Source organism: Nonomuraea cavernae (genome assembly GCF_014646355.1).
Taxonomy (GTDB): domain Bacteria; phylum Actinomycetota; class Actinomycetes; order Streptosporangiales; family Streptosporangiaceae; genus Nonomuraea; species Nonomuraea cavernae.
In genome coordinates this window covers 397,198-422,147 of sequence record NZ_BMNH01000003.1, presented here as the reverse complement: position 1 = coordinate 422,147, position 24,950 = coordinate 397,198, and the positions used below count along the sequence as shown (strand labels likewise).

Genomic DNA, 24,950 nt, shown 5'->3' with positions numbered 1-24,950 from the left:
TTCCATAATTCCGGAGCCACCTGGCAAACCCGACCTCCAACTCGTGCGTCTCATCAGGTGGGCCGATTCCTGATGGGAGAGGCAATATGGAGTGGAGCGCCTCCGGTTACACCGAGGTCAAGCAGCTCGGAGCGGGTGTCAGCGGCAGGGTCGTGCTGGCGGTGCACGACGAGACCGGTGTGAAGGTCGCCATCAAGTACCTCGCCGCGGAGCTCCGGCGCGACCCCGCGAAGCTCGCCCGCTTCCAGGAGGAGGCGCGCCTGCTGGTGACCCTGCGCGATCCGCACATCGCCACGATGTGGGAGTACATCCAGGACCGCGACGGCGCGGCCATCGTGATGGAGCTGGTCAACGGTGTCTCGCTGCGCGCCTTACTGCGCGAGAACGGCACCACCGGGCCCGAGGCCGCGCTGGTCGTGCTGAAGGGCTCGCTGCTCGGCCTGGCCCGAGCGCACCGGACACGGCTCGTGCACAAGGACTACAAGCCCGAGAACGTGATCGTCCGCGACGACGGGGTCAGCAAGCTGGTCGACTTCGGCATCGCCGTACGACAGGGCACGGCCTCTCTTCCCGAGGGCACGCCGCCGTACATGGCGCCGGAGCTGTGGGCGGGCCATCCGGCCTCGCCCGCGACCGACGTGTACGCGGCCACGGCGGTGTTCTTCGAGTGCCTGACCGGGCACCGCCCCTACCGCTCGACCGAGCCGAGCGTGCTCGGCTACCAGCACGTGTACGCGCCGGTCCCGGTGCACGACGCGCCCGAGGAGATGCGCGATCTGCTGGCGCGCGGCCTGGCCAAGGACCCGGCCGAGCGGCCGGCCGGCGCGGACGCGTTCGTGGCCGAGTTGGAGGCGACGGCCCGGGCCGCCTACGGCGAGGACTGGGAGGAGCGCGGCAGGCGCCGGCTGGCCGGGCTGGTCGCGCTGCTGGCCCTGCTCCTGCCCGTGCCGCGGCAGCCGCCCGCCGAGGTGACCACCTCACTGGCGAGGACCGTGTTCCGCGGCGCGCGGAACAACGCGGCCCGGGTCGCGATGGGCGCCGGTCTGGCCACCGTGGTGGCGGTCGGCGCGGTGTACGTGCTGGCCAACCGGGACACCCGGCCGACGGCCATCGACATCGCCGCCGCGCCGGAGTCGCCGGGTGCGGCCCCGGCCTCCGCGCCCCCGACGGTGCCGAGCGGGGAGCCGCCGACGGGCGGCCTCCCCTCGCCCGAGGACAGCGAGGGTGACCCCTCGGCCGCGATCCTGCCGGACCGCAGTGACGAGCCGGAGACCACGGGCAGCACGCCGACCGGGACGTCCGGGCCGACCAGCACCAGAAGCACGGGCCCGGCCTCGGCCAAGCCCTCCGCCACGGCCACCGGCACCACTCCGGTGACCTCGGCCAACCCTCCGGCGACCGACCCGGCGACCCCCTCCGTGACTCCGACCCCCACCCCCACCCCGACCCCGACCCCGACTCCGACGCCTACGCCGACCCCCACCCCCACTCCGACCCCGACTCCTACGCCGCCGACGTCGGTGGCGGGCATCGGCATCGGCCCGCTCACGCTGAACGACGACGCGGTCGGCGGCGCCACGGTCACGATCCGCGCGACCGGCACCCGCCCGATCACCGCCACCGCCGTGTGGTCGGTCGCCGGCGACCCGGTCCAGCGCCGGCAGGTACGGCTCAGCGGCGAAACCTCCTACACCCGCACGTTCAGTCACACGTTCGCCGAGCGGCCCTGTGGCAGGACGGTCACCCTGACCGTCACCACCTCGCCCGCCGCGCCGGGCGGCGCCAGGACCGCCTCGCTGAACGTCCCGCCCTGCCCCACGACCGTGAGCGGGCTGCGGGTGGGGCTGGCCATGGCCCCCTCCCCGGGCACCCGCGCGACCGCCCGGATCCGGGTGACCACGACCGGCACCGACGCGGTCCCGGTCGAGGCCGGTTTCGCGCTCAACGGTGACGGCGTCGGCACCAGGAAGGCGACGCTGTCCGGCCGGACGGCCTACACGCGGACGCTCACCCTCCCGTTCGAGAGCAGGCCCTGCGGCTCCACGGTCTCCGTCAGCGTGACCGCCGGAGACCGGAAGGCCACCGCGCGGGCCCGGGTGACCTGTCCCCCAGGTGTCAAACAGGTGTCCATCGTCCGCTCAGCGGTCAACGCCCGCGGGCTCGCCACCGCCGCCGTCGCCGTCTCCACGGTCAACGACCGTCCGGTACGCCTGACCGTCGGCTTCTACCTGGCCGGCCGGCTCACCGGCACCCGGCAGGTGGCCCTGTCGGGCGAGACCTCGTACCTCAGGGTGCTGAACCACTCCTTCGGCGACCTGCCGTGCGGCGTGACCTGGCAGATCAGGGCGGCCACCCGGCCCGGGGCGGCGAACGGCGGCGACATGGCGGCCGGCCGGACACCCGCGTGCCCGCCCGAGAACGAGGAGCCCGACACCGAACAGCCCGCCACGGAGCGCCCGCAGACGGACGAGCCCGCGACCAAGGAGCCGGAGACCCCCGGCACGATCGGCTGACCGGGGGTCCGCATACCGATCGAGATATCCATGCCTGGAACCTGGCGATATCCCGTTAAGCTACGCTCCGTCTGTTGAGGGTGGGGGCCCAGACGACTCCAGAGGAGACCGTTATGCACGGTGATGCGCAGTGGGGGGTCCCCGGGTACAGCTCGGTCCGTGAGCTGGGCAGCGGATCCGCCGGCCGCGTGGTGTTGGCCAGGCGTGACCACGACGGCGCGGAAGTCGCCGTCAAGTACTTGTCCGACGCGCTGAGAGCCGATGTCGGCTTCGTCGCCCGTTTCCGGCACGAGGCCCGTCTCCTCGGCACGTTGCGCAGCCCGCACAACGCCCGGCTGATCGACTACGTCGAGACCGGCGCGGGCGCGGCCATCATCATGGAGCTGGTCAACGGGGTGTCGCTGCGCGAGATGCTGCGCTCCGAGGGGCCGACCGGGCCCGAGGCCGCGCTGGTCGTGCTGAAGGGCTCGCTGCAGGGCCTGGCCGCCGCCCACGCGATCGGCGTCGTGCACCGCGACTTCAAGCCCGAGAACGTGATCGTCCAGGGTGACGGCAGCAGCAAGCTGGTCGACTACGGCATCGCGGTGCGGGCCGGCGAGGACGCGAGCGCCGCCGGGACCCCGCCCTACATGGCGCCGGAGCAGTGGTCGGGAGCGTCGGCGGCGCCGTCCACCGACGTCTACGCCGCCACGATCGTGTTCTTCGAATGCCTCACCGGCGCCCGCCCCTACCGCGCGACCAACCTCGCGGCGCTCGCCCGGCAGCACCAGAGCGCGCCTCCGCCCGTCGAAGAGGTGCCGGGGCCGCTGCAGGGGCTGGTCGAGCGAGGGCTGGCCAAGGACCCCGCCGGGCGGCCGCCGTCCGCAGAGGCGTTCCTGACCGAGCTGGAGGCCATCGCGACCGAGGCGTACGGAGCCGACTGGGAGGAACGCGGCCGCCGCCGTCTGGCCAGGCTGGCCGGGTTGCTGCTGATGTTCTTCCCGACCGCGCCGGACGCGCCGGCCGGGGTGCGGACGTCGCTCGCCGAGACCCATTTCGGCACGCCGTCCAAGCTGCTGACCAAGCTCTCGTCCAAGGTCCTGATCGGCACCGCCTGCGCCGGCGTGGTGATCGCGGTCGCGGTGGTGACGGTCAGCGCCTTCGACGACGGCGACACGACCCTGCGGGCGCAGACCTCCCAGGTCACGCCGTCCACGGTCGCGCCCTTCACCGAGGAGCCGGTCACCGAGGAGCCGACGGAGGAGCCGACCGAGGAGCTCACGCCGGTCACCGAGGAGACGACACCGGAGGCGCCCACACCGGAGCCGACGGCCTCGACCAGCGCCGGGCCGCCCGTGGCGTCCTCGTCGCCGACCCCCCGGCCCACCAGGACCCGCGCGCCCAAGCCGACGCCCACCGCGAGCAAGACTCCCACGAAGCCGGCCAGCACCGCGCCGACGATCACTGGCACGCTCGACGAGCCGCCGGTCTCGGCCACCCGGCCGACCACGGCGGCGCCCACCACGGCCGCTCCGCCGACCTTCCGGCCTCCCACGCGGACGCCCGGCACACCCGCGCCGGAGCCCACGCCGACCCGGAGCGACGGCGGTGACGGTGGCGATGGAGGCGACGGAGGCGACGGAGGCGGCGACACCAGGCCGACCCCGGTGCCCGAGGACACGGGGGCCGGGCGGGCCGCGGCGGCACTGCTCGCGGCCGGGCTGGTGACGTCGGGCGCCGTGCCCGTCACACTTGCGGTGAGGCGTCGTATGGCGGGACGGCACCGGAAGAAGAGTTAGCGACGTCGGGGGGCGAGGCGATGGACAACGCTCGGAACGGCATCGCCGGCTTCCGGCTCACGGAACACACCTGGATCACCGAGGTCGGCAACTGGATCGACGCGATCTCACCCGACGGGCGCAGGGCGGGGGCGCTGCTGTTCGACCCGAGGGTCATCGGGTCGCCGGGGGTGCGCGATCGGGTGGTGGCGGCGGTCATGACCGACCAGCGGCTGGTGCTGGGCGGCCTGAGCGGCCTGATCCCGGTGGCGGACGTGGTGGCCGCCGGCGACCAGGTGTGGCTGCTCACCGCCCAGGCGGTCAGCCCCACCCTGTTCGACCTGCTCAGCTCGGGCTCGATCGACCCCGGCGGCGCGGCGGCCGTGCTGCTGGAGACGGCGCAGACCCTGCTCGCGCTGCACGCCTCCGGGCTCACGCACGGCTCGGTGCACCCGCGCACCGTGGTCATCGCCTCCGACGGCGCCGCGCTGCTGTCCGAGCGCGGGCTGTCCGACGCGATCCGCGCCCAGGTCTCGCCGCCCGAGCGTGACGCGGCGGCGTGGGCCTCGCTGGCGCGCGGGCTGGCGGCCTCGACCCACGGGGCGCCGCGGGCCCAGGACCTGTTCGAACGGGCGGCGGTGACGGCGACCACCCGCGGCCTGACCGCCGCCAGGGACGTGCTGGTGGCCGGGCGCGAGGTGCTCCCGGGCGGGGCGATCAGCCGTGACCGGCTGGCCCACGCGGCCCGCGGCCAGTCGGTGTTCGCGCAGGCGCCGCCGCAGGCGCTGCCGCAGGCGCTGCCGCGCGACGAGGGTGACATCGTCACGCTCCTGCACGTGCCGGGCGCCTCGTCGGGGTCGTCCGAGTCGTCCGGGCTTTCCGGGCCGGGGTCGTACGGGTCTGGGGCGTATGGGTCTGGCGCGTATGGGTCTGGGGGGTCCGATTCGGCGGCGTACGGGTCCGGGTCCCATGGGTCCGGGTCCCATGGGTCCGGGGCGTACGGGTCCGGGGGGCAGGTGCAGTTCGGGCCGGGGGTCGGCTCCGGTGGCGGCGCCGGATTCGGTGGCGGCGCGGACACGGGGCCGGGGGGCGGTACGCGGGAGCCGCAGCCGGGCACCACGGCCGAGCGGATCTGGCGGACCGGCAAGGACGAGCAGGCCACCGTCCAGCGGCGCGACCGCACGTCACGGGCCTCGCGCGCCCGCCGCCGCCGGACGATCCTGGCCGCGGCGGTGTTCGCGGCCATCCTGGCCGGGGCGATCCTGGGCTGGCTCCGGCTGAGTGACGGCCCCGAGCTGGCGGTCGTGGCGGTCGACGTCGTCGCGCCGAAGAAGACCCAGGGCTGCGGCAGCGTCGTCCCCATCACCGGCACGATCGTCACCAACGGCGCCCCTGGCGAGGTCCACTACGAGTGGCGCAGAAACCTGGACAAACGGGTCGAGAAGGGCACCCTGCGGACCACCTCCGACCGGACCTCCTACGAGGTGTCGTTAAGGTGGTCGCTGGACGGCAAGAGCACGGTCAAGGCCACGGCGACGCTCCGGGTGCTGTCTCCCGCCCCGGTGATCACGGAGAAGGCGAGCTTCACCTACAAGTGCTGACGCCCGGCCACTACGCCTGGCAACAATGCATATCAAAGCCGTTCTTACTACTCTGACGAGCATGACCACGCAGACCCCCGCGGGCTGGTACCCCGACCCTTACGGATCGCCCCGACTCCGTTGGTGGGACGGTGATCAGTGGACCGATGCGACTCACCCCCTGGAGCAGGGAGCGCGGCCACAGCAGCAGCCTTCCTCGGGGCCGCAGCCCGACTGGTCGGCCACCCCGGCCAACCCGACGCTCCAGTTCGGCCACCCGGCCGACACCCACGCGCCGTACGGGCAGCCCAACCAGCCCCAGGCCCCGTACGGGCAGCCCAACCAGCCCCAGCCCCCGCACGGGCAGCCCAACCAGCCGCAGGCCGCACACGGGCAGCCGCCGTGGGGCGGCGGCCCGCTGCCCGGCCCGGAGTTCGGCCCGCCGCCCAAGCAGGGCAATCCGCTGCCCTGGGTGTTCGGCGGCCTCGCGGCGCTGGTCGTGGTCGCCCTGATCGTGGTGGCCGGGATCTTCCTGATCAACAGCCGGTCGCCGGGTGAGGCGGCCAGACCGGCGCCCACGCGCACCCAGGGCTCCCCCGATCCGGGCCAGCCCTCGGAGCCGGCGCCGACGGGCGAGCTGCCGCAGCCGCAGGACGGCCGCGTCGCCGATCCGCTGGCCGGCCTGTCCTACGAGGTGCCCAGCGACTGGAAGGTGCCCGCCTTCGGCGACATCAACGGCGCCGACCCCGCCCTGCAGCGCTGGTCGAGCGGCGTGGAGGCGACCTCCCAGGAGAACTACGACGGCAGCGGCGGCAACTGGATCGGCAATGTCTACACGGGCCTGCTGCACGAGCTCTACCCGTACGAGGGAGCGCAGGGCCTGGGCACCACGGCGAAGATCGTGGTCGCCGACTTCACCAGGAAGTACTACCAGATCCCGCACGCGACCAAGGTCACGCGGGACGAGGCGCTCAAGATCGGCGACCGGGACGCCTGGGTCATCCGGTTCGAGCTCGACTTCACCGAGGAGTCCAAGGCCAAGGGCTACAAGTGGAACAAGGAGAACGGCGCGGTCGTGATCATGGATCGCGGCGAGGGCGAGCGCCCGGGGCTGCTGTACATGTCGGTGCCGGACAATCTGGGCACCGATGTCGACGATCAGGTGCTGAGCTCGCTCAAGCCGGCCTGACCGGTGGCACTAGGCTGGTGGGGTAGAGCAAGCGGGCGGACGGCTCCGAGCCGCTTGGGCGAGGAGAACGTATGAGTGACTTGCTTGTCTGGATCGACTGCGAGATGACCGGGCTCGACCTCGGTCGTGACGCGCTCGTCGAGGTGGCCTGTGTCATCACCGACAGCGAGCTCAAGCAGGTGGACGAAGGCGTCGATGTGGTCATCAAACCGCCGCCCGAGTCGCTGGAGCAGATGTCGCAGGTGGTCCGCGAGATGCACACGGCCTCGGGGCTGCTGCCCGAGCTGCCGGGCGGGGTGACGCTGGCCGAGGCCGAGTCGCTGGTGCTCGAGTACATCCGGCGCCACGTGCCCGAGCCGAAGAAGGCTCCGCTCTGCGGCAACTCGATCGGCACCGACCGCACGTTCATCTCGCGCGACATGCCCGCGGTCGACGCCTACCTGCACTACCGGATGATCGACGTGTCCTCGATCAAGGAGCTGGTGCGCCGGTGGTACCCACGGGTCTACTTCGCCGCACCCGAGAAGCAGGGCGGACACCGGGCTCTGGCCGACATCACCGAGAGCATCAGAGAGCTGCGCTACTACCGCGCCTCCGTGTTCGTCGCCCAGCCCGGGCCCGATTCGGCGACGGCTCGGGCGCTCGCCGAGCGTGTCACGGGTTAATGAGTGGCGTGAAGACTCCCGAACACCGCTACAATTTTCCTGTGCCGCTACAACGCGGTCCATGGTGGGTGTAGCTCAGGCGGTAGAGCGCCAGGTTGTGGTCCTGGATGTCGAGGGTTCAAGTCCCTTCACTCACCCCACGAACGGCCGGTCCTCAGGGACCGGCCGTTGTCGTTTTCTCCTCAATGTCCCCAAAACATGACTATGCGAGTTATGCTCGCTGTCTACCGCTAACGCCGGAAGCTCGGGGGCCTCGGCGACCTGCCCGTCTGTGTGCCCCCGGAGGCCGGATGAGAGTCGACGACGCAGCGTTCGACAGCATTTTCACGTCCCTGAGCAAACGCGAGGCCGAGGTCATGGACCTGATCGCGACAGGTCAGTCCAACGGCCAGATCGCCCGTCGCCTCTTTCTCAGCGAGAAGACGGTCAAGAACCACGTCAATCGCATCTACGCCAAGCTGGGCGTGGACTCCAGGGTCACGGCCATCGGGCTCTGGCAGTCTCGCAACGGCTGACGGCGGCGGGCGCCGCGATCTCCGTGCTCGTTGGGCGTGTTGCCGGACGGCCGTCCAGCCGACGCGCTAGCCTCTCACATCGACATCGCCGCGAGAGCGGCCGGGCCTGCCCCGCGACCTGGCTGATCCCCGTCGGCCCGCGGCCGCGAAGCGATCGTCAACCTCCGGCGAATGATCAGTGATCATTCGGTAAGGCGTGTGCGCCCCCTGAAGCACCGCGCCTCCGGACACATAGAACGGTTTCGGGTGAACACTCGCCATCATTCCGGGCGAATGTTCTGAGGCCCGAACACCGTCACGGGGGAGTCTGACATGGCTGGAAGAATCACGGTACCTATTCTCGTCGCGATGGCCGCCGCGGGCGGGATCACGTTCGCGTCCTCCGGAACGGCGATGGCCTCGGCCGCCCGGACCGCCTCCACGCTGGATCCGAGTCCGTTCCCCTACCCGCCCAAACCCGACCAGCACGCCGAGACCGACTCCGACACCGACACCGACGGGCACATCGAGTCCCGCACCGACGTTGAGGTCTTCGTCGAGGTCGACGACCTGGACCGCAACCGCTACTGGAGGCGCGGAGGCTGCTCCGGCGGAGCCTGCGGGGAGAAGAGCGGGGCCGAGCTGCCGATGACGGGAGCGCCGGTGCAGACCCTGGCGGCGATCGGTGCGGGAATGCTGTTCCTGGGAGCCTCCGGAACCATGATCGCGGTACGGCGTCGCCGATCGTCCAGTGCGAGCTGACAAGCGCCGCCGGTTCGTCACGTTCGGCCTGCTGGTTCCAGCCGCCGGCCTCGTGGCGGCCGGTGGCTGGTCGGCGTACCTCGGCCGTAACGTGCAGGTCGAGCTCCAGGCCACCAAGGACATCCTGGCCGGGATGCGAGAGAGCGAGCCCCGGCAGCTGGGAGAGGCGCTCGCGCGGGCGCGTCTGCACGCGCACGAGGCGCTCCGCCTCACCAGCGGCCCCGACTGGTCGCTGATCTCCCGCTCCCCCGTCGTCGGAGACGGCGCGACCACCGTCCGGGGGCTGGCCGAGGCGGCGGCCGAGCTGACCGAGGTGCTGACCGACGTCCACGGGGCCGGCGCGAAGCTGATGGCGTCCGGCGGGTTCGCCATGGGCGACATACACGAGTTTCTGCCCCACCTCGAGGCCGCGGCGCCCACGCTGGACACCGCCGCCGGCCGGATCGCCGCGGCGCGGGCCCGGCTGGCGGCCACCCCGGCGGACACCGGCCTGGCGACGCTGGACGCGGCCCGCGGCACCGCGCTGCACGAGGTCGACCGGCTCAGTGGCTGGCTCGACCTCGCGGCCGACGCCGGCGCCCTGCTACCGCCGATGCTGGGAAACGACGGCCCGCGCCGCTACTTCCTCGGCTTCCAGACCAACGCCGAGGCTCGCGGCACCGGCGGCCTCGTCGGCGCGTTCGGCATTCTCAAGACCGACCGCGGGAAGTTCGGCATCGAACGGCTCGCCGCCAACAGCGGCCTTGAGCCGATCTCCCGCCCGGTCGTCGACCACGGCCGCGCGTTCCGCTCGCGTTACGGCGAGAGCCCCCTCTACCTGCTGGCCAACTCCAACCTCTCGCCGCACTTCCCGTACGCCGCGCGCACCTGGACCGCGCTGTGGGAACGCCAGACGCACCAGCGCCTGGACGGCGCGATCGCGACGGACCCGGTCGGCCTGTCCTACCTTCTCCAGCTGATCGGGCCGGTCACCCTGCCCGGTGGAGAGAAGGTGACCGCGGACAACGTCATCGACCTCACCGAGCGCACCGCCTACGAGCGCTTCTCGAACCAGTGGGCGCGCAAGAGGTTTCTCATCACGATCGCCACCGCCGTCAGCGAGGCCCTGCCCAGAGCCAGCATCGACCCGGCGGCCCTGATGTCCACCCTGTCCCGGATCGCGGAGGAGCGGCGGATCCAGATCTGGAGCCGCAGGGACGCGGAGCAGAAGCGGCTGGCGGCCACCCCGCTCGCCGGCGAGCTGCCGCGGCGGCCGGAACCGTTCGCCGGGCTGGTGGTCAACAATTCGGGCGGCAACAAGCTCGACTACTACCTGAAGCGCTCGCTCGAGTACGAGCTGGGGCCCTGCCGCGCCGACGGGACCCGCGTCAGCCGGGTACGGGTCGGCCTCTTCAACGACGTGCCGCGCGGGAAGCTGGCCCCCTACGCCTCCGGCCGGCTCGACTCCCCGAACCGTCACCACGCCCGGGGGTCCAACCTGCTGTGGGTCTCGCTGTTCGCCTCGGTCGGCTCGAAGAGCGGCGGCATGAAGATCGACGGTAAGCCCGCGAACCTCTTCCGGGAGGTCGAACGGTCCCACCCGGTCTACTCGACCATGCTGGAGCTGGGTCCCCGGCAGACGAGGACGCTGGAGTTCCTGATGCTGGAGCCGGTCACGGCGGCGCCGCCGCGTGTGCCGGTGCAGCCCCTGGTCCATCCGCAGCGGACCCAGATCATCGAGAATCCGGACGGCTGCGCCTTCGGCGCGGGTCAAGAGGACCGATAGAACGGCAAAGTCCGGCGTGCCGAGGCAGGCGACCGGACCGGGCGTCCTACCGTCGCCCCCATGGAAGGTACGGGGGACGCCCTGCCGTCATCGCGGGCCGGGTTTCGCATCCTGTTCGTCTGCACGGCCAACATCTGCCGCTCCCCGCTCGCCGAGCGGCTGGCCCGGTCGGTCCTCGGCCCGCCGTTCCTGGTGTCGAGCGCGGGAGTGCGGGCCGAGCCCGGCAGGCCGATGGCCGAGCCCGTACGGCGGCTGCTGCTGCGCATGGGCGGCGAGCCCGGCGGTTTCGTCTCCCGGCCGTTGACCCCGGCGCTGATGGCGGACGCCGACCTCGTGCTGACGGCCACCACCGCGCACCGGGCCGAGTCGGTCGGGATGTGCCCCGCGGCGGCCGCGCGTACCTTCACCATCGCCGAGTTCGGCACGCTGAGCCAGGCGCTCACCGACGCGGCCGTCATTCGCCCCCGTGACCCCGTGCGGCGCGCGCACACGCTCGTCGAGGAGGCGCGGGCGCTGCGCGGGCTGGTCCGGGTGGACCAGCCCGACATCGCGGACCCGTTCGGCGGCTCGCGCTGGGCCTACCGGAAGGCGGGGCGGCGGATCGCCCAGGCGATCGAGGCCCCGCTCCACTTGTTCACGCGGTGACCGGGGCCTTCGCCTCGGACTTGGTCTCGTACCCGTAGCCGTATCCGTAGCCGTCGTAGCGGCTGGACTTGGCGGGCACGAAGTTGAGCACCGTTCCCACGATGCGCGCGTTGATCGACGACAGTTGCTCCGTGGCCCGCAGGATGTGCTCCTGCCGGGTCTTGCCGTAGCGCGCGACGAGCATCACCCCGTCGCAGATCGCGGCGAGCGTCGCGGCGTCGGTGACGGGCAGCAGCGGCGGCGCGTCGAAGATCACGATGTCGAAGGCGTCCGTGAGTTCGTCGAGCACCTGGCGCATGCCCTGCGAGCCGAGCAGCTCGCTCGGGTTCGGCGGGGTCTGGCCGCTCGGCAGCACGTGCAGGCTCGGCTCGCCCCAGGTCTGGATCACATCGGCCAGCCGGGCCCTGCCGATCAGCACGTCCGTCAGGCCGATCCCGCCCTCGATGCCCAGGTAGTCGGGAATGCGCGGGCGGCGCAGGTCTCCGTCGACCAGGAGCACCCGCCAGCCGGTCTGGGCCAGGGTGATCGCGAGGTTGGAGGAGGTCGAGGACTTGCCCTCGTTCGGCAGGCAGCTGGTGATCACGAGCGACTTGGGCTGCCGGTCGACCCCGATGAACTGCAGGTTGGTGCGGAGCGAGCGGAACGCCTCCGCGCGGGACGACCGGCCGTCGCGCCGGACGATCAGCGGGTGGCGCCGCGCGTCCCTCTCATAGCCGATGATGCCCAGCGTGGAGCTCTCCGACGTCCGCTGCAGCACGTCGGAGGTCTTGATCGTGGTGTCCAGGCGTTCGCGCAGGATGAGCGCGCTGATCGAGGCGACCAGCGCGACCAGCACGGCGATCAGGAGGTTGAGCAGCGGCACGGGGCTGACCGGTTTCTGGGGCACCTCCGCCTGATCCACCACGGTGACCTTGACGGTCGGCCTGCTGGTGGGGGTCGGCCGCTCGATCTGGTCGATCAGCTTGGCGAACTTGGCGCCCAGGGCGTTGGCCAGCGCCGCGGCACGGTTGGGATCGGCGTCGCTGACCATCGCGCGGAGCAGCACCGTGCCGGGGACGACCTCGGCTGTGATCCTGGCCTGCAGGCGCGGGATCTCGTCGCCCGTGGCGATCTCGCTGACGAGCCGTCGGCTGGTCAGCAGCGTCGCGTAGGACTGCACGCCCTGCGACAGGGTGCCCACCTGATAGGCGGGCGAGAACGCGCCCTGCTTGTCGTAACTGGAGAACAGCATGGTGATCGTCGCGACGTACTTGGGCGGCATGTTCGCGGTCACGACCAGCGCGGCGCCTACCGAGATGATCAGCGACAGGAAGATGAGCATCCAGTTCTTACGTGCGAGCCGTACCAGGGAGAGCAGGTCCACCTGATCATCGCCGCCTTTCACGGATTCGTGGAGGGTTCTCGACAGGACGGTGCGGCACGTCGGCGTTCACGCTCAGCAGCAGGGTGATGAGGCCGATCGCGGTGCCGGCCGCGACGATGGCGGCGCTCAGCGCAGGCACCCAGCCGAGGACCATGGCGGCGAGGAGCGCGCCGGCGAACGCGGCGGTCAGGGCGAGCAGCAGGGCGACCGAGCGGGCGTCGAAGCCGAGGCGCCGGAGCCGGTGCGAGACGTGGTCGGTGCCGCCCGTCAGCGGCGAGCGCCCGGCGCGCAGCCGGGACAGGAACACCACGCCGGTGTCGACGGTCGCGACGAAGGTGGTCAGCAGCAGCCCGGCGACCGCCGTGCCGGGGCCCCGCCCCGTGCTCAGGGCGACCGCCGAGCAGGTGAGGACGAAGCCGATGAACAGCGACCCGGCGTCGCCCATGAACATCCGCGCCGGCGACCAGTTGTGCGGCAGGAAGCCCAGCGCCGCGCCGGCCAGCACGATCAGGAGCAGGGCCAGGGCGGGCTGGTCGAGCAGGAACGCGGCGCCCGCGAGGAAGGCGGCGCTGACCGTGGCGACGGCCCCGAGCGAGCCGTCCATGTTGTCCAGCAGGTTGAAGGAGTTGGTCAGCACGACGATCCAGATCACCGTGATCACGCCGTCCGGCCACGCGCCGGTCACGGTGATCTCGACTCCGGCGAGCACGACGCCGATGGCCGACACGGTCTCCACGGTCAGCCTGGTGAGCGCCGGCAGCGACGCGATGTCGTCGATGAGCCCGAGCAGGGCCACCGCCGTGGCGGCCAGCAGGATGGCGGTGATCCGCTGGTCGGCGAAGCCGAGCGCGGCCATGGCGGGCAGCACCGTGGCCAGCGTGATCGCGATGCCGCCCAGGTACGGAGTCGGGCGGAGATGCCGCTTGTGCCCGCCGGGGCGGTCGGTGAACCCCCACCGCAGTGCCAGGTGCTTCAGCGGGACCGCGGCGGTGACGCTGAACAGGCAGGCCACCGAGCCGGCGGCCAGCGCGTATGCGCCGCTCACCGCATCGCCGCCGCGAGTTCCTCGCGGGCCTCCTCGACGATCTCGGTGAGGATCTCGTCGAGCGTGCGTCGCGGGACCCAGCCGGTGAGCTCGCGGATCCGCGTCGTGTCGGGGACCCTGCGGGTCATGTCCTCGAAGCCCTGCCGGTACGCCTCGTGGTAGGGAACGAGTTCGACCCCGGACGTGGACGCGGTGTGCTCGACGACCAGTTTCGCCAGTTCGAGGATGCTCACCTCGTCGGCCGAGCCGATGTTGAACGTCCGCCCGACGGCCGCGTCGTTGCCGAGCAGCCCGATCAGGGCGTCGACGACGTCCGTGACATGGGCGAAGCAGCGGGTCTGGGTGCCGTCGCCGAAGACGGTGAGCGGCTCGCCGGCCAGGGCCTGGCGCACCAGGCGCGGGATGACCATCCCGTAGGCGGGGCTCTGCCGTGGCCCCACGGTGTTGAAGAGCCTGACGACGATCGTGGGCAGGCCGCGTTCGGCGTGGTAGGCGTTGGCCAGGATCTCGTCGACGGACTTCGCCGTGCTGTAGGCCCAGCGGACGACGCCGGTGCTGCCGAGGATGCGGTCGGCGTCCTCGCTCAGCGCTCCGAACGAGTTCTTGCCGTAGATCTCGCTCGTGCTGGCGATCAGGATCTTCTTGCGGTACCTGTGCGCGGCCTCGATGACGATCTCCGAGCCGCGGATGTTGGTCGTGAGGCACCGCAGCGGCTGCTCGACGATCAGCTTGACGCCGACGGCTGCGGCCAGGTGCACGACCACGTCGCACTGGTTGACGAGTTCGTCGACGATGAGTTCGTCCAGGATCGACCCGTGGACGAAACGCATGCCGGGATGCGGCCGCAGGTTGCTGAGACGTCCGGTCGACAGGTTGTCGAGGATCACGACGGAGTCACCGCGGGCGAGCAACGCGTCGGTCAGGTGTGAGCCGATGAATCCGCTGCCGCCCGTGATCAGGTACTTGCATGCTTTACTCACGAGTTTCCCCATTGGTGCGTGAAAACGTGTTCGTTGGCGGTGGAGAGGGACGGGGTCAGGCCTGACTGCCGGCGCTCATGATCACCGCCTTCTCGAACCAGGCCACGGTCCTGCGCAGCCCCTCCTCCAGCGACACCGGGCGCACACCGGGAAACAGCTGGCGCAGCAGCGCGGGTGACGCCTGTGACTCGCGGATGTCGCCCAGGCGGGGCGGCAGGAAGGCGGCCTCGACCGGCCGGCCGAGGACCGACCCGAGGACGTCCTTCAGCTCCAGCAGCGAGATCCGGGTGCCGAAGGCCAGGTTGACCGGCTTCGCGCTGGTCACCCGGCGCACCACCGCCTCCCCGAGGACGTCCGTCACCGACCCCACGAAGGTGAAGTCCCGTGCCTGGTGCCCGTCGCCGTAGATCGGCACCAGCTCGCCCGCCATGGCCTTGGACACGAACGACGGGATGACCGCCGCGTAGGCGTGGTCGGCGGCCTGCAGCGGTCCGTAGACGTTGAAGAAGCGGAAGGGCAGGACGTCCAGGCCGAAGCTGGAGGCGTAGGCCAGCGCGTACGCCTCGGTCGCCAGCTTGCTCACGCCGTAGGGGCTGAGCGGCCTGGTGGGCAGGTCCTCGTGCTTGTACGGCTCCGCGCTGTTGCCGTAGACCGACGACGACGAGGCCAGGATCACGTGCGGGCCGGAGACGCGGCACGCCTCCAGCACCCGCAGCGTGCCGGTGGCGTTGACGTCGTGCGAGGTCAGCGGGTCGGCCAGCGAGCGGGGCACCGAGGGCCGCGCGGCGAGGTGGACGACGGTCGTGGTGTCGGCCACGAGCCGGGTCAGCAGCTCCGCGTCCAGGATGCTGCCCCGCACGAAGTCGGCCTCGACGCCGTCGAGGTTGGCGAGATCCCCGCTGCTCAGGTCGTCCAGCGCGGTGACCCTCTGGATCTCCGGCCGGGAGGCGAGCGCCCTGCACAGGTTCGCGCCGATGAAGCCGGCGCCCCCGGTTACCAGGACTTTCATCTTTCGTTCCCTCCTGTAGTGACACGACGATCCCGGCGCAGGCCGCCCAGCGATCGGTACAGGGCCTCGGTGTCGGCGACGAGGCGGTCCACGTCGAACGCGGCGCTCGACCAGGCGATGGCCGCCTCGCCCAGGGCGCGCGCGAGGTCCGGGTCGGTGAGCAGCCGCACCGTGCGGTCCGCCAGCTCCGTCACGTCGGGCGCGGCGAGCAGCCCGGTGCGGCGGTCCTGGACGACCTCGGCGACGCTGCCGACCCGCGTGGCGACGGCCGGGGTGCCGGCCATGGCGGCCTCGATGAGCGTGAGCGGCGTGCCCTCGTTGTCGGAGGTCAGCAGGACCACGTCGGCGGCCGCGTAGACCGTCTCCACGTCCTTGCGCCAGCCCAGCAGGTGGAAGGCGTGCCGGAGGGGTTCGACACCGCGTGCCACCTGGTCGCGCAGCTCGCCGCCGCCGCAGATGACGAAGCGGCAGTCGGGCATCCGCTGGAGGATCGTGTTCGCCGTGGCGACGAACCGGTCGGGGCGCTTGACCTGGGTGAGACGGCCGACGTACGCGACCACGGGGGCGTCGGCGGGCAGGCCGAGCTCGCGGCGGGCGGTCAGGCGGTCGGGCACGGGGCCCAGCCGGACACCGGGAGGGATCACGACATACTGCTCGGGCCGCCCGATGCCGGCGGCGAGCAGGTCGTCCCGGACCTTGGCGCCCACGGTGACCAGGCGGTCGGACATGGACGCGAGGAGGCGTTCCGAGCGCACGTAGAGCGCCCTCTTCGCGCCCGAGAAGTAGCCGTCGAGGAGGTGACCGTGAAAGACGTGCACGCCGGCCGAGCCCACTCCCGCCAGCTTGGCGGCCACCCGTCCGAGCGCGCCGGCCTTCGCGGTCCGCGTGTGGACGACGTGGGGGCGGAAGGCGCGCATGGCCGACACCAGCCCGGTGAGGGCACGGACGTCGTCGGAGGGCCTGATGGAACGGCCGAGGCCGGCGATGCGGTGCACCCGCACGTCGGAGCGCTTCAGACCGAGGTGGTCACCCTCGTCGTCGCCGACGTGGCCGGTGTAGAGGCGGTGGTCGAACTCCTCGGAATTCAGGCGCTCGGAAAGTCCCATCACCTGTGTGGCGGGACCGCCGACGTTCAGCCGGGCGATGATTTCCATGACGCGAATCCGACTGTCCGGCTTCATTCGGCTCCTCGATGACAGGTCTGGTTCACGTCCGCGAAGCTAGCTAGGGAATCGGTCAGTTCCGCTCGCGCCGTCTCGGTGGGTGGCGAAATGTTTCCTCGCTCCCTACCTGAGCGTGATCGTCGGGGAGTCGCCGCTTACTCTTCGTACGTCCTGGGCCACATATGGACGGAGTGGACCGCCGGGAAAGGCGTCAGGCCGGAAAGAATGCGCAAGGTGAAGTAATCAGCGGGCCATGGCCATCCTCGGAAAGTGATGTCACGGAGGTTCCGGCGCTAGCGTCGTCGTCGCCCGGTCGCTTCCCGGCGATTCGGTTCGAATGCTGGGCATTGGAGCGTCATGCTCAGCGGGACTGAAGGTCGCATTTTATGGAATTTCTCATTGTCGCCGCCGCCGCTGTGACGCTCGTCTGGCTCGTCCACGCGAACCTGGACGCGGCGGTGGCCCGGCGCGTGCTTCCGGTGCTGCTCGGCGCGTTCGTGCTGCGCCTGGTCATCCATGTCCTGGTGATGCGGTCGGGCGTCATCGAGTACGGCGGCGACAATCTGGACTACGAGGCCCGGGCGATGGAGATCGTGGGCTACTGGCGGCTGGAAGGCGTCCAGTTCGTCACGGCCGACGAGATGAGCTCGCTCTTCTCCATCGCGGTGCCGTGCAACGTCTTCGCCCTGGTCATCTACCTGTGCGACGGCCCCGCGCCGCTGGCCTGCACGGCGATCGTGGCGCTGCTCGCGTGCGCGCTGTGCGTCATCGTGCACAAGTTCGCCAGGCTCGTCGGCGCCGACGAGCGCGCCGCGTTCCGCCTGGTCGTCGTGACCGCCTTCATGCCCGCGCTGCTGCTGCACACGTCCGACACCTACAAGGACGGGTTCAACGCGTTCCTCGTCGTGGCCTGCGTCGGCATCGGGGCGTCGGCCGCGCGGCGGTTCAGCCTGAGCAGGCTGGTCCTGGCGGCGGGGTTGCTGTGGTGCCTGTGGTACGTCCGCCCCTACATGGTGTTCATGTGCGTGGTGCCGCTGATCTGCGGAGTGCTGGTCTCGAAGGCGAAGTTCTCGGTGCGCAAGCTGGTCACGTTCAGCGCGCTGCTGGCCACGGCCATGCTGTTCTTCGGCAGCGTGTACGACAGCGCCGCCATCGAGCAGCTGCAGCAGCAACTGGACCGGGGACAGTCGAACGTGGTCCGGTACGCCAACGCCACCGGCGGCTCAGGGGTGATCTTCGAGGACGGCGGCGACGCGTGGAACTCCCTCGGGGAGAAGCTGGTCTACACGGTCCTGTCGCCGTTCCCGTGGGCCTCGGGCAGCCTCGCGCTGCACCTCGGGAAGATCGACGTGCTGCTCTGGTATTTCCTGCTCTGGTCGGCGGCTCGTGGCGCCGTGCGGCTCTGGCGCCACGATCGCCGGATCCTGCTCATCCTGCTGCTGTTCATCGTGCCCGGCACGATCGCCTACGCGACCACTATGTCCAACATCGGGCTGATCTTCCGGCAGCGGATCCCCATCGTCCTGGTCACCAGCCTGCTCGCCGCGGTGGCCTGGAGCCGGCTGCCGCTGGGGTCCTCGGTGGCTCCGTCCGGCGCGACGCCCGGAGCTCCAGAACGCTCCAGGACGCGGGACCCGCGGCCGGCCAGGCACCTGACCGGGGATCCCGCGCCTCGCCGGTGACTCCCTACCGATCTGTCTGGTAGACGGCGAAGTCCCCGGAACGGAACCGGAGCCGGGCGAAGTCCGCGAGGTCGGGGCTCACGCCGGGGCGCGTCCCGTCGACGAACAGCCAGCCGACCCCGTAACGCTCCCGGAGCCGCTGGACCGCGCCCGTCGACGGAGCCGCGAAGGCCGCCTCGTTCGCCTCGAACCGGGCCCGGTCCCAGAACGGCAGGCTCATCACGGGCAGGCCCGGCTGCCAGCGGTCCGCGTTCGTCGACGTGAACGCCCACCCCTCGATCAGGAAACGCCGCTCGGTCAGGGCCGACATCCAGAACTGGCGAGTGTCGCACGGGTTCTCGAAGCCCCACCGGCAGTGCACGTTCGTCGCGACCAGGGTGTCCTCGGCCGAGTTGGCGCGCAGCCACCTCGCCGCGGCCAGCGCGCCCTGGGGGACGGCGACGCCGGGCTCCGCCGAGGCCGCCTGACCGCCGCCGCCGTACGCGAAGGACAGGACGCGGGCGTGGTGCGCGGCGGGCAGGCCGATGGCGGCCAGCGCCGTGAGCAGCAGAGCCCAGCCGCGGCGGCCCGGCTTCAGGACGACCAGGACGAGCACCGCCAGCGCGACCACCACGGCCAGCGCGACGTGCGGCCGGTAGAGGACGGAGTCCGCCTGGCCGGGATCCAGCGGCGTCCTGACCCCGCAGAGGACGGGGATCGCGTACGCGCAGACCACTCCGGCGCCCACGGCGCACAGCGTCGCCCGGCGCGACACCCGGCCACGGCGCAGGATCACGATGAGCCCGTGGACCGCGATGATCGCCAGATAGGGGTAGGTCCCCCACAGGAAGTACAGCTGGCTCCTGCCGGGATGATCGAGCACCAGGATCGCGCCGAGACCCGCAGCGCTGATGCCCAGCATGAGGACCACGTCGGCGCGCAGCAGCGATCTCGGCCGGCTCAGCAGCCCCAGGACCGGGCACCAGGTGACGGCCCAGGACAGCAGGTAGATCGTCAGCACGCCGAGCAGCGAGGCCAGTGGGGGCACGGACTCGATCGGCAGGCCGGTCAGGTCCTGCCAGACCGTGCGCAGGTAGGAGAGCGGGGCGACGATCGTGCCCTGCCGCTGGCCGCCGTACAGGACGTACTGGGCGAAGAACAGGCATCCCGCGGTCATCGCGAGCGTGACGACGGCGGCCCACGGAGGCCGCCGCCTCCTGACCACCTTGACCGCGATCACCGCCAGCAGCCCCACGGTGAGCATGGGCAGGTGCGTGGCCTTGGCGCCCATGACCACCACGAGGAAGATCGCGAGGAGCAGCCATACCCCGCCGCCCCACCGGCCCAGCCGCAGAAGATCGTTCACGAGCAGCACGACGGGAACGAACAGCAGGGCCCCGAACGCGAAGGTGGGGCTCCCCCACGCCGCGTCGTGCATGCCGCCGAAGGTGAACACGCCGCTCGAACCGAGGTAGAGGAGGGGCGCCCCCAGCAGGACCGTCGCGCAGGTGGCGATCAGGGCTCCCCTCCACGACTCCATCACCTGCCGCCCGAGCAGCGCGACCAGGACGACGAACGCGGCCAGCACCGGCAGCATCCCCAGCCGGAAGAGCAGGACGAGCGGCTCCACACCGCTGATCCAGCTCGCGGCGGCGTAGTGCGCGTAGACGAACCAGTGATAGGAGAGCGGCTCACCGGCCACCATGGGGGTCATGGGCGGCATGTGCTGCTTCAGCTCGCCGATCAGCGCGAGGTGGAACGGCGCGTCATCGGGATAGCCTGCCAGGGCGGGCCAGGACAGCGGGCCGAAGCTGTAGTAGGCGCGCGCGCTCCAGGCGACCAGATAGCAGACGATCGCCGCCAGCGACCACGACCACCAGATCGGAGCGGCCGGCCGCGCCCCGCCCTTCCAGTGCCTGCGAAGCCGGGGAGAGGCGAGGAAGGCGACGTAGACGGCGATCGGCCACGCCACGACGAGCAGCGGCAGGTCGAGGGCCCGGACGATGATGTACACCAGCACTTCGATGGCGTAGCCGAGCGCCACCCCCAGCGCCAGCTCCTCCGCCAGGGTGCGGCGGTCACCGTAGAGGGCACGGACCAGCAGCAGTCCCGGACCCGCGAGACACAGCACGACATAAGCGCCGAAGGCCGCCATGTCCCCGACGGAAACACCGTAGAACCACAGGACGACGGCGACGAACCCCAGCGTGAGCACGGCGGGCAGCCACGAGAACACCCCCCGCGCCCCGGGGGGACGGCGATCCGGATGTCGCCCGGTGCCGGGGAGCCGGATCTCGTGCAGGTCTTCGGGTGATCCTCCGGGGGCATGGGCGAAACCCTCGAGAGACGCGGAACCGGTCATGAGCGCGAGTCTGGCAATTCCGGCGACCGTGACGGGGCGAACACCGGGCGCTCAGCGATGTCCTTGCCTTTCCTTTGTTCCGTCAGCACCGACTGTTCCGTCAGCACCGACTGTTCCGCAGCGCGGATTGTTCCGGCAGCGGCGATTGTTCCGGGCGGTTGTTCCGGGCGGTTGTTCCGGCAGCGGCGATCTGGTCACGCCACCCGCGTATCGCCCGGAAAACCGACCATCCGATTTCACCTCCACCAGTAATCGGTATTAACGACGATATCGCGCTACTTGTGGGCTTGGTCGTAAGAAAGCATTGGCAAAGACACCGCTGTATGACACCTTCCACGCCGTCTCCTGCCACGGGTTATCGCCAAACTTGCCGCCATCTGACATTGCTTGACTCTGGATGCGGCCGGAGGCCACGTGCTGAACAGCGGGCAGAAGACCGGTTTCCCGGCACGGCGGCTGCTACGCACCGCGCTGTTCGGGCTCGGCGGCGGCGCGGCGTCCGCGCTCAGCCTGCTGCTGGGCGCCGACGCTCCGCCGGCGCCGGTCACTCAGCCGCCGGCGCCGACCACGGTCGTCGCCGCCGACCGGCACGCAGCACCCTCCTGGAGCCGCGCCTCCGCGTACGACCCCGTCGACCGGATGCGGCCGGGGAAGCGGCAGACCGTCACCGAGGCCTTTCGCACCATGCGCCGGCACCTGCCCGCCCGGACCCGCAAGGGCAGAGCCGCATGCCCGCCGACCTCCGTCATCTGCATCGAGAACAGCCTGCCGGGCAGCCCGCCGAGCCAGTGGGACGTGCCCACCCAGGGCGGCATCCCCGGCTATCCCACGCAGATCAGCGTGAACAAGGGGCAGACCGTTCAGTTCAAGGTGAACACCGGCGCGACCGACTACCGCATCGAGATATTCCGGCTCGGGTACTACAGCGGCCTGGGCGCCCGCCAGATGGCGACCGTGCAGCCCTCCGTCACGCTCCCCCAGCTCCAACCGGAATGCGTGAGCGAGGCGTCGACGGGGCTGGTGGACTGCGGCAACTGGGCGGTGTCCGCCTCCTGGGCGGTGCCGGGCACCGCCGTCTCGGGGGTCTACATCGCCAACCTGATCCGCGAGGACGGCATCAGCGGCCTGAGCCAGATGATCTTCGTCGTCCGGGACGACGCCCGCCAGTCGGAGATCCTCCTGCAGACCTCCGACGCCACCTGGCAGGCCTACAACACCTACGGCGGCAACAGCCTCTACACCGGCAGCCCGGCGAACCGGGCGTTCAAGGTCAGCTACAACCGTCCCTTCGACGCCCGCAGCAGGTTCTTCGGAGCCGAGTATCCGATGGTCCGCTGGATCGAGGCCAACGGCTACGACGTCAGCTATACCAGCAACATCGACACGGCCAGCCGCGGCGCGGCGATGCTGAACCACCAGACGTTCATCTCGTCCGGCCACGACGAATACTGGTCCAACGACATGCTGGACAACGCCTACGCCGCCCGGAACGCGGGGGTGAACCTCGCCTTCTTCACCGGCAACGAGATCTTCTGGAAGACCCGGTGGGAGCCGAGCATCGACGGGCAGGCCACTCCCTTCCGCACCCTCGTCTGTTACAAGGAGACGCTGGCCAACGCCAAGATCGACCCCAGTCCGCAGTGGACGGGGACCTGGCGTGATCCGCGTTTCTCCCCGCCTTCGGACGGGGGCAGACCGGAGAACGCCCTCACCGGCACGTTGTTCCGGATGAACGGCTACTCGTACAACGCCATCAGCGTGCCCGCGGAGTTCGGCTCCATGCGGTTGTGGCGCAACACCTCCATCGCCGGCCTGCAGCCGGGGCAGGCGGTGACCTTCCCCCTCGGCACGCTCGGCTACGAATGGGACGAGGCGCCCGACAACGGAGTCGCGCCGGCGGGACTGGTGAAGTTCTCGCGGACGACCGTGTCGACCACCAATCTGTTCCTGCTCGACTTCGGTAGCACCTACGGCGCCGGGACCGCGACGCACAGCCTGACGCTCTACAAGCCCACGAGCAACGCGCTCGTCTTCGGCTCGGGCACCGTCCAGTGGTCTTGGGGGCTGGACGCGGTCCACGACCTTCCCGGGACACCGACGAACATCGACATGCAGCAGGCGACCGTCAACCTGTTCGCCGACATGAGGTCCCAGCCGGCCAGCCTCCAGCCGGGGCTGGTGCCGACGACGCCGTCGACGGACACCGCTCCCCCGACCTCGGCGATCAACAATCCCGCCGCCGCGGGCGTCGTGTCCGCCGGTTCGGTCGTCCAGATCCAGGGCACGGCGGCCGACACGGGCGGCGGTGTCGTCGCGGGGGTCGAGGTGTCGGTCGACGGCGGCAACCGCTGGTTCCAGGCGGTCGGCCGCACCAACTGGACGTTCAACTGGACGACGCCCGGCACCACCGGACCCGTGACGATCAGGACCCGGGCGGTCGACGACATCGGCAACATCCAGGGCACTCCGACGCAGCGCACGGTCACCGTGGCCAGGGACTGTCCGCCCTGCACCCTGTGGCCGGACACGACCGTGCCGGCCACCGTCTCCACCAGCGACGACAGGTCGGTGGAGCTGGGCGTGAAGTTCCGCGCCACGAGCCCGGGCTTCATCCGGGGGGTCAGGTTCTACAAGGGCGCGCTCAACACCGGAACGCACACCGGCAGCCTGTGGAGCACCTCCGGGCAACTCCTGGCGACCGCGACGTTCACCAACGAGACGGCCAGCGGATGGCAGCAGGTGAACTTCTCGACACCTGTCGCCGTCACCGCCGGCACCACCTACATCGCCTCCTACTTCACACCGACCGGCCACTTCGCGGTGAACCGGGCGTACTTCACCGCTCCCTATGAGAACGGCCCGCTCATCGCCCCCGCCGACGCGGCGTCGGGCGGGAACGGCGTCTACCTCTACAGCGCGACGAGCGCCTTCCCGGCCAACACCTTCAACGCCAGCAACTACTGGGTGGACCCCGTCTTCGTGCCGTCGAACAGCCTCTGGGACGACTCGACGATCCCGTCGACTATCTCCTCGGACAACAAGGCCATCACGCTCGGCGTGAACTTCAGGGCGTCGACCAACGGGGTCGTCCAGGGAGTCCGGTTCTACAAGAGCTCGCTGAACACCGGGCCGCACACCGGAAGCCTCTGGAGCAGCGACGGGCGACTCCTCGCCGACGCCGTCTTCACCAACGAGACCGCGTCAGGCTGGCAACAGGTGACCTTCTCGTCTCCGGTCACCATCTCCGCCGGCACCACCTATATCGCCTCCTACCACACACCGTCCGGAAACTACGCGGCGTCACGGCAGTACTTCGCCTCGCCCTACACGAACGGCCCGCTCACGGCGGTCGCGAGCGGGCCGGGCACCGGGAACAACGTCTACACCTACGGCGCGACGAACACCTTCCCGTCGAGCACCTTCAACGCCAGCAACTACTGGGTGGACGTGGTGTTCGTGCCGTTGAACAGCCTCTGGGACGTCTCGACGGTCCCGGCCGGCCAGTCGACCGACAACAGGGCCGTGACGCTGGGCGTGAAGTTCAAGGCGACCACCGGCGGGGCCATCCAGGGGGTGCGCTTCTACAAGGGCCCGCAGAACACCGGGCCGCACATCGGAAGCCTGTGGACCGCCGACGGGCAGCTCCTCGCCAGCGCGACCTTCACCAACGAGACGGCGACGGGCTGGCAACAGGTGAGCTTCCCCTCGCCTGTCACTATTGCCCCCAACACCACCTATATCGCCTCTTATTACACTCCCAGCGGACTGTTCTCGATCACCCGGCCCTACTTCACCACCCAGTACGTCAACCGCCCGCTCATCGCCCTCGCCGACGGCGCGGAGGGCGGGAACGCCGTCTACACGTACGGTGCGGGGAACACCTTCCCGACCAGCAGTTTCCAGTCCAGCAACTACTGGGTGGACGTCCTGTTCGCGCCCTGACCGGACCGGCACGGAACAGGCTCACGGAAAAGGCTCACCCCGGCGATCATCGCCG

17 protein-coding genes and 1 tRNA gene are annotated in these 24,950 nt (G+C 70.8%); 12 read left to right on the top strand and 6 right to left on the bottom strand.

The window, feature by feature from the left end:
• Positions 1-86 precede the first annotated feature (86 nt).
• The 10 genes from IEY82_RS08800 to IEY82_RS08755 all read left to right on the top strand — a co-directional run bounded on the left by IEY82_RS08800 (position 87) and on the right by IEY82_RS08755 (position 11,370).
• A complete protein-coding gene (locus IEY82_RS08800) occupies positions 87-2,513 on the top strand; it encodes a serine/threonine-protein kinase (RefSeq protein ID WP_225262452.1) in 2,427 nt (808 codons plus the stop codon).
• Between the two features lie 113 nt (positions 2,514-2,626).
• Complete coding sequence (locus tag IEY82_RS08795; RefSeq protein ID WP_189123498.1) at positions 2,627-4,291, top strand: serine/threonine-protein kinase; 1,665 nt, start codon at positions 2,627-2,629, stop codon at positions 4,289-4,291.
• A gap of 20 nt (positions 4,292-4,311) precedes the next feature.
• Entirely contained in the window at positions 4,312-5,871 is a 1,560-nt protein-coding gene (locus tag IEY82_RS08790; RefSeq protein WP_189123497.1) for a protein kinase family protein, read from the top strand.
• A gap of 61 nt (positions 5,872-5,932) precedes the next feature.
• Complete coding sequence (locus IEY82_RS38955; protein ID WP_225262450.1) at positions 5,933-7,039, top strand: DUF2510 domain-containing protein; 1,107 nt, start codon at positions 5,933-5,935, stop codon at positions 7,037-7,039.
• 71 nt (positions 7,040-7,110) lie between these two features.
• Positions 7,111-7,704 (top strand): oligoribonuclease, encoded by a 594-nt coding sequence (orn, locus tag IEY82_RS08780; RefSeq protein ID WP_189123496.1) that lies wholly within the window; start codon positions 7,111-7,113, stop codon positions 7,702-7,704.
• Positions 7,705-7,768: 64 nt separating this feature from the next.
• Positions 7,769-7,844, top strand: a tRNA-His gene (locus tag IEY82_RS08775).
• Between the two features lie 150 nt (positions 7,845-7,994).
• On the top strand, positions 7,995-8,219 hold the full coding sequence (locus IEY82_RS08770) for a helix-turn-helix domain-containing protein (RefSeq protein ID WP_189123495.1): 225 nt from the start codon (positions 7,995-7,997) through the stop codon (positions 8,217-8,219).
• Positions 8,220-8,531: 312 nt separating this feature from the next.
• Complete coding sequence (locus IEY82_RS08765) at positions 8,532-8,960, top strand: LPXTG cell wall anchor domain-containing protein (RefSeq protein WP_189123494.1); 429 nt, start codon at positions 8,532-8,534, stop codon at positions 8,958-8,960.
• Complete coding sequence (locus IEY82_RS08760) at positions 8,950-10,725, top strand: DUF4012 domain-containing protein (protein ID WP_189123493.1); 1,776 nt, start codon at positions 8,950-8,952, stop codon at positions 10,723-10,725. The genes IEY82_RS08765 and IEY82_RS08760 overlap by 11 nt, the downstream gene beginning before the upstream one ends.
• Positions 10,726-10,785: 60 nt before the next feature.
• Complete coding sequence (locus tag IEY82_RS08755; protein ID WP_189123492.1) at positions 10,786-11,370, top strand: arsenate reductase/protein-tyrosine-phosphatase family protein; 585 nt, start codon at positions 10,786-10,788, stop codon at positions 11,368-11,370.
• Here IEY82_RS08755 and IEY82_RS08750 read toward each other — a convergent pair.
• Genes IEY82_RS08750 through IEY82_RS08730 form a run of 5 tightly spaced genes read right to left on the bottom strand, consistent with a single transcriptional unit; the run spans position 11,360 to position 16,921 of the window.
• Complete coding sequence (locus tag IEY82_RS08750; protein ID WP_229697562.1) at positions 11,360-12,754, bottom strand: tyrosine-protein kinase domain-containing protein; 1,395 nt, start codon at positions 12,752-12,754, stop codon at positions 11,360-11,362. The genes IEY82_RS08755 and IEY82_RS08750 overlap by 11 nt on opposite strands.
• On the bottom strand, positions 12,738-13,778 hold the full coding sequence (locus IEY82_RS08745) for an MraY family glycosyltransferase (RefSeq protein WP_189123490.1): 1,041 nt from the start codon (positions 13,776-13,778) through the stop codon (positions 12,738-12,740). Before IEY82_RS08745 ends, IEY82_RS08750 begins: the two co-directional genes overlap by 17 nt.
• Positions 13,775-14,758 (bottom strand): NAD-dependent epimerase/dehydratase family protein, encoded by a 984-nt coding sequence (locus IEY82_RS08740; protein WP_225262448.1) that lies wholly within the window; start codon positions 14,756-14,758, stop codon positions 13,775-13,777. The genes IEY82_RS08745 and IEY82_RS08740 overlap by 4 nt, the downstream gene beginning before the upstream one ends.
• Before the next feature lie 55 nt (positions 14,759-14,813).
• Positions 14,814-15,767: an NAD-dependent epimerase/dehydratase family protein gene (locus IEY82_RS08735; RefSeq protein ID WP_189123488.1), complete on the bottom strand. Its 954-nt coding sequence runs from the start codon at positions 15,765-15,767 to the stop codon at positions 14,814-14,816.
• Positions 15,764-16,921: a glycosyltransferase gene (locus IEY82_RS08730; protein WP_225262445.1), complete on the bottom strand. Its 1,158-nt coding sequence runs from the start codon at positions 16,919-16,921 to the stop codon at positions 15,764-15,766. The genes IEY82_RS08735 and IEY82_RS08730 overlap by 4 nt, the downstream gene beginning before the upstream one ends.
• 395 nt (positions 16,922-17,316) lie before the next feature.
• On the opposite strand from IEY82_RS08730, the gene IEY82_RS08725 reads away from it, so the two are divergent.
• Complete coding sequence (locus IEY82_RS08725) at positions 17,317-18,612, top strand: hypothetical protein (protein WP_189123486.1); 1,296 nt, start codon at positions 17,317-17,319, stop codon at positions 18,610-18,612.
• Between the two features lie 4 nt (positions 18,613-18,616).
• Here the strand turns inward: IEY82_RS08725 and IEY82_RS08720 are convergent, their stop codons facing one another.
• On the bottom strand, positions 18,617-20,953 hold the full coding sequence (locus IEY82_RS08720; protein ID WP_189123485.1) for a hypothetical protein: 2,337 nt from the start codon (positions 20,951-20,953) through the stop codon (positions 18,617-18,619).
• 414 nt (positions 20,954-21,367) lie between these two features.
• On the opposite strand from IEY82_RS08720, the gene IEY82_RS08715 reads away from it, so the two are divergent.
• Positions 21,368-24,895, top strand: a complete 3,528-nt coding sequence (locus IEY82_RS08715) for a DUF4082 domain-containing protein (protein ID WP_229697561.1) — start codon at positions 21,368-21,370, stop codon at positions 24,893-24,895.
• The last annotated feature ends 55 nt before the right edge of the window (positions 24,896-24,950 follow it).